The following is a 4,880-nucleotide window of genomic DNA, read 5'->3' on the forward strand; positions in this document are numbered from 1 at the left end:
GCACCTCGGTGCCCGCCGCCCCCGGTTCCGAACCGGAGCCCGGTCCGGCCGCGCGCCGCCGGATATCCCTGCCGCCGTTCTGGGCGCAGATCCTCGTCGGCCTCGTCGCCGGCGTCCTCCTCGGCTGGGTGGCCCGCACCTGGCAGGTGGAGTGGCTGGGCACCACGCTCTCCGAGATCGGCCGGATCTTCGTCCAGCTGCTGCGCCTGGCGGTGGGTCCGCTGGTGCTGCTGGCCATCGCGGTCTCGATCACCAACCTCCGCCGCGTCTCCAACGCGGCCCGCCTGGCCGGTCAGACCCTGCTGTGGTTCCTGATCACCTCGCTGATCGCGGTCGCCATCGGCCTGACCATCGGGCTGCTGACCAACCCCGGCTCCGGGACCGGCCTGACCCCGGCCGACGGTGCCGCGCCGGAGAACTCCGGCTCCTGGCTGGACTTCCTCACCGGCATCATCCCCACCGACGTGGTCACGCCCTTCACCGAGTTGAGGGTGCTGCAGATCGTCTTCCTCGGCGTGGTCCTCGGCATCGCCGCCCTGGCCCTCGGCGACCGCGCGGCCCCGGCCATCCGGGTCGGCGAGGCGCTGCTGGCCGTGGTGCAGAAGGCCCTGTGGTGGATCATCCGCCTCGCCCCGCTGGGCACCCTCGGCCTGATCGGCCGCGCGATCAACGAGTACGGCTGGGACCTGCTGGGGCAGTACGCGGTCTTCACCGTGGACGTCTACGTCGGCTCGCTGCTGGTGATGTTCGGCGTCTACCCGCTGCTGCTGCGGGTCTTCGCCGGGGTGAGCCCGATGCGCTTCTTCCGCGGTGCCTGGCCCGCGATCCAGCTCGCCTTCGTCTCCCGCTCCTCCGTCGGCACCATGCCGGTGACCCAGCGGGTGACCGAGCGGCTGGGCGTGCCCCGGGAGTACGCGAGCTTCGCGGTGCCGTTCGGCGCCACGACCAAGATGGACGGCTGCGCCGCGATCTACCCGGCGCTGGCGGCGATCTTCGTCGCGGAGATCTTCGGCATCGACCTCGGGTTGCAGGAGTACCTGCTGATCGTCTTCGTCTCGGTGATCGGATCGGCCGCCACGGCCGGTCTGACCGGCGCGACGGTGATGACCACCCTGACCCTCTCCACGCTGGGCCTGCCCCTGGAGGGTGTCGGTCTGCTGCTGGCGATCGACCCGATCCTGGACATGATCCGGACCGCCGCCAACGTCGCCGGTCAGGCGGCGGTGCCGGTGATCGTCTCCTCCCGGGAGCGGATCCTGGACCGGGAGGCGTACGACACCGCCACCTCCTTCGACCCCTCGGAGGCGATGGAGCCGACGCCGACCGCCGGGGCCGACTCGTCGGGGGCCGAAGCGGAGCGGGCGGCTCCGGAACCCGTGGCGGGCACGCCCGCCCGCTGACCCGGACCCCGTCGCGGGCGCCCGCCCTGGCGCCCGCGACGGGGGCGCGACGGGGGCGGGCGTGCCACCATCGAAGGTGAGGCATGTCATCGCCCGGGACGCCGATCGGGTACGGGCGGTCGTCGCACGGCCGTCCGACCCGTCCCGTCGCGGGCCGGACCGACAACCCCGGATCCCCGGGAGGCGACCCATGACCACCGCGACCCCCCATCGCGAGCACACCGACCACACCCACGAACACGGTCCCGGCTGCGGGCACCAACCGGTGCCGCACGGCGACCACCTGGACTTCGCCCACGACGGCCACCTGCACCGCGAGCACGACGGCCACTGGGACGAGTGCGAACCCGAGGGCCACGCCGAGCACGTCGATCACGACGACCACCGGCACGGCGAGGGGTGCGGTCACGAGGCCGTGCGCCACGGCGACCACCTGGACTACCTCCACCACGGCCACCGGCACGCCGCCCACGGGGAGCACTGGGACTGCCATTGAGCGGTTCCGGGGCCCGAGTCGGGTGATGGGCGGAAGATCATCCGAAAAGCCGGTGGGATTTTCCCGAATGTTCGCCGGGCTCCCACCGGGTGTTCCGGAGAGGCGGGGAATGGCGCCCCGACGTTTCGCCCCCGCCTTTCCCGCCTTTCGGCGGGAAAGCGCTTTCGCCCCGGGGCGAACGGCGGCGGAACGCCGTCGGAACATCGGGGGAACCCGCCCGGCCGGTGCCGACGAAGCCCTGCGGGGAAACCGGCGAACCGCGCCGGGAAATACCACGAAAGGGAGAGAGCCCTCGCCGACGGCGGGGGCTCTCCGGGGTACCGAAGCGGGCGATCAACCCGCACGGAGTCAGCTGGGGCTGACGTTCTCCGCCTGCGGACCCTTCGGGCCCTGCGTGACGTCGAAGGTCACCTGCTGGTTCTCCTCGAGCGACCGGAAGCCGGTCGCGTTGATCGCGGAGTAGTGGACGAAGACGTCGGGACCGCCGCCGTCCTGGGCAATGAAGCCGAAGCCCTTTTCGGCGTTGAACCACTTGACGGTTCCGGTAGCCATACAAGCCCTCCTTGGGCCCTACGGGGTCGCCCTGCTCCAGAACCTGCGATGAAGCCTGAAAACGACGAAAGCCCGCGGTTACATGCTCCGCAGGCTCGTACTGCAAGGGAAACCAAACTGCAACTTGAGATGAGCCTAGCACGCTGTGTGTACCCCGGGAAGGGGCGAGATCGTCTCCGGCCGAGACGCCACACCCGCCACCCGGTGCTCACGGATGCAGGCGTACCCTCGCAGACGTGTCCTCACACCTTCCTTCCCGTCCCCGAGTGGGACACATCCAGTTCCTCAACTGTCTCCCCCTCTACTGGGGACTGGCCCGCACCGGTTATCTCCTGGATGTGGAGTTGACCAAGGACACACCGGAAAAACTCAGCGAGCGGTTGGTGCGGGGTGATCTGGACATCGGTCCGGTGACGCTCGTGGAATATCTGCGGCACGCCGACGACCTGGTGGCACTGCCGGACATAGCCGTCGGTTGCGACGGCCCCGTGATGTCCTGCGTGATCGTCTCCCAGCGCCCGCTCGACCGGCTCGACGGGGCGCGGGTGGCCCTCGGCTCCACCTCCCGCACCTCCGTGCGCCTGGCCCGACTGTTGCTCGCCGAGCGCTTCGGGGTGGCGCCGGACTACTACACCTGCCCCCCGGACCTGGGGACGATGATGCAGGAGGCCGAGGCCGCCGTCCTGATCGGCGACGCCGCGTTGCGCGCCTCCCTCCACGACGCCCCCCGCCTCGGTCTGGAGGTCCACGACCTGGGTCGCATGTGGCACGAGTGGACGGGGCTGCCGTTCGTCTTCGCGCTCTGGGCCGTGCGTCGCGACTACCTGGCCCGCGAGCCCGACACCACCCGGGCCGTCCACCGCGCCTTCCTCGCCTCCCGCGACCTCTCCCTGGCCGAGGTGGGCAAGGTGGCCGAACAGGCCGCCCGCTGGGAGGCCTTCGACGCCGAGGTGCTGGAGCGGTACTTCACCACCCTCGACTTCGGCCTGGGGGAACGCCAACTGGCGGGCATCGCCGAGTTCGCGCGCCGCACCGGGCAACCGGCGGGGGAGCGGATCGCGCTCCTCGACGCCATCGGGGCCGGGGCCCCGGACGGTCCCCCGGCCCCCGGGGGCTCCGTCGGCACCGACTCGTAGGCTGATCCCGCGCCCGGGCCGGGAGGCGCCGGGCGCGCGACGGGGTGCGGGGAACCCGGGGCCGCGGGAACCACGGGGGAAAGCACCGGAAAGCACTGGAAGACGCCGGGGAACGCCGGGGGAACGCCGGGAAAGCAGGAAAAGGGGGGACGGGGCATGGAACCGCTGGCGGAGGGGGACCCCCGGCGGATGGGTGTGTACCGCCTGTTGCGCCGGCTGGGCAGCGGGGGCATGGGCGTCGTCTACCTGGGGCGCAGTCCGGGTGGCCGGACGGTCGCCGTCAAGGCCGTGCACGCCCGTTTCGCCCGCGACCCCGCCTTCCGGGCCCGCTTCGCCCGCGAGGTGGCCGCCGCCCGTCGGGTCGGCGGCGCCTGGACCGCGCCCGTGCTGGACGCCGATCCCGACGCCGACGTGCCCTGGGTGGCCACCGGTTACGTCGCCGGTCCCGACCTCCAGCGCACCGTGGACCGCTTGGGGCCGCTGCCCCTCCACTCGGTGCGCGCCCTGGGCGCCGGCACCGCCGAGGCCCTGGCCGCCGTCCACGCCCTGGGCCTGGTGCATCGCGACATCAAGCCCTCCAACGTGCTGCTGACCCTGGACGGTCCCCGGCTCATCGACTTCGGCATCGCCCGGGCCACGGATGTCGGCACCGACGTGGAGGGGGGCGCGATCACCGACACCGGCATGTCCGTCGGTTCGCCCGGCTACATGTCCCCCGAGCAGATCCTCGGCGAGGAGGTGGGACCGGCCACCGACGTCTTCGCGCTCGGTGCCGTCCTCGCCCTGGCCTCCGGCGGCCGGCCGCCGTTCGTGGCCGACGGCGCGGCCCAGTTGCTCTACCGGATGGTGCACGGGGAACCCGAACTGGACCGCGTTCCGGAGGCGCTGCGCGACCTCGTGGCGCGCTGTCTGGCCAGGGACCCGGCCGACCGGCCGGACCCCGCCGAGCTGGCCCGGGAGCTCTCCGACGGTCGGGGCGCGGCGGCGCTGGTGGGCGAGGGGTGGCTGCCGCACGCCGTCGTCGAGGGGGTCAGTCGCCGGGCGGTGCTCCTGCTGAACCTGGAGGCGGGCACCGACGGCGCCGGCCTGAACACCGCCGACGCCGACGCCACCCCCGCCACTCCCGACGGCGCGGCCGGCGACGGCGCGGCCGGGAAGCCCGGGGAGACCGGTAGCGGTGGTCGCGGCACCGCCGGCGCCGAGGACACCACCGCCCCCGGGGCGCCGCCGGTGGCCGATGACCCGGACGCCACGGACACCGAGCCGCGGACCGGCGCCCCCACCACGTCCCCCGCC

5 protein-coding genes are annotated in these 4,880 nt (G+C 72.9%); 4 read left to right on the forward strand and 1 reads right to left on the reverse strand.

Translation table 11 applies throughout. The features are described 5' to 3' along the window. Positions 1-8 precede the first annotated feature (8 nt). Positions 9-1,400, forward strand: coding sequence for a dicarboxylate/amino acid:cation symporter (locus tag FOE67_RS16560; RefSeq protein WP_182665047.1), 1,392 nt, complete (start codon positions 9-11; stop codon positions 1,398-1,400). Between the two features lie 190 nt (positions 1,401-1,590). Continuing rightward, positions 1,591-1,896 carry a hypothetical protein gene (locus tag FOE67_RS16565; protein WP_182665038.1) on the forward strand — a complete coding sequence of 102 codons (306 nt, stop codon included), beginning with the start codon at positions 1,591-1,593 and terminating at the stop codon, positions 1,894-1,896. A 348-nt stretch (positions 1,897-2,244) separates the two neighbouring features. On the opposite strand, the gene FOE67_RS16570 is transcribed toward FOE67_RS16565, so the two are convergent. Next, positions 2,245-2,448, reverse strand: coding sequence for a cold-shock protein (locus FOE67_RS16570; RefSeq protein ID WP_182665040.1), 204 nt, complete (start codon positions 2,446-2,448; stop codon positions 2,245-2,247). A 236-nt stretch (positions 2,449-2,684) separates the two neighbouring features. On the opposite strand from FOE67_RS16570, the gene FOE67_RS16575 reads away from it, so the two are divergent. Then, positions 2,685-3,584: a menaquinone biosynthetic enzyme MqnA/MqnD family protein gene (locus FOE67_RS16575; protein WP_182665042.1), complete on the forward strand. Its 900-nt coding sequence runs from the start codon at positions 2,685-2,687 to the stop codon at positions 3,582-3,584. Between the two features lie 156 nt (positions 3,585-3,740). Beyond that, a partial coding sequence (locus FOE67_RS16580; RefSeq protein ID WP_182665044.1) for a serine/threonine-protein kinase occupies positions 3,741-4,880 on the forward strand: 1,140 nt, incomplete at its 3' end.

Origin of the sequence: Streptomyces calidiresistens (assembly GCF_014141525.1) — a bacterium.
GTDB lineage: Bacteria > Actinomycetota > Actinomycetes > Streptomycetales > Streptomycetaceae > Streptomyces > Streptomyces calidiresistens.

Bases quoted from the DNA above. Each gene is read 5' to 3' on its own strand.
- FOE67_RS16565 (WP_182665038.1), top strand. From the start codon at position 1,591: ATGACCACCGCGACCCCCCATCGCGAGCACACCGACCACACCCACGAA.
- FOE67_RS16570 (WP_182665040.1), bottom strand. From the start codon at position 2,448: ATGGCTACCGGAACCGTCAAGTGGTTCAACGCCGAAAAGGGCTTCGGC.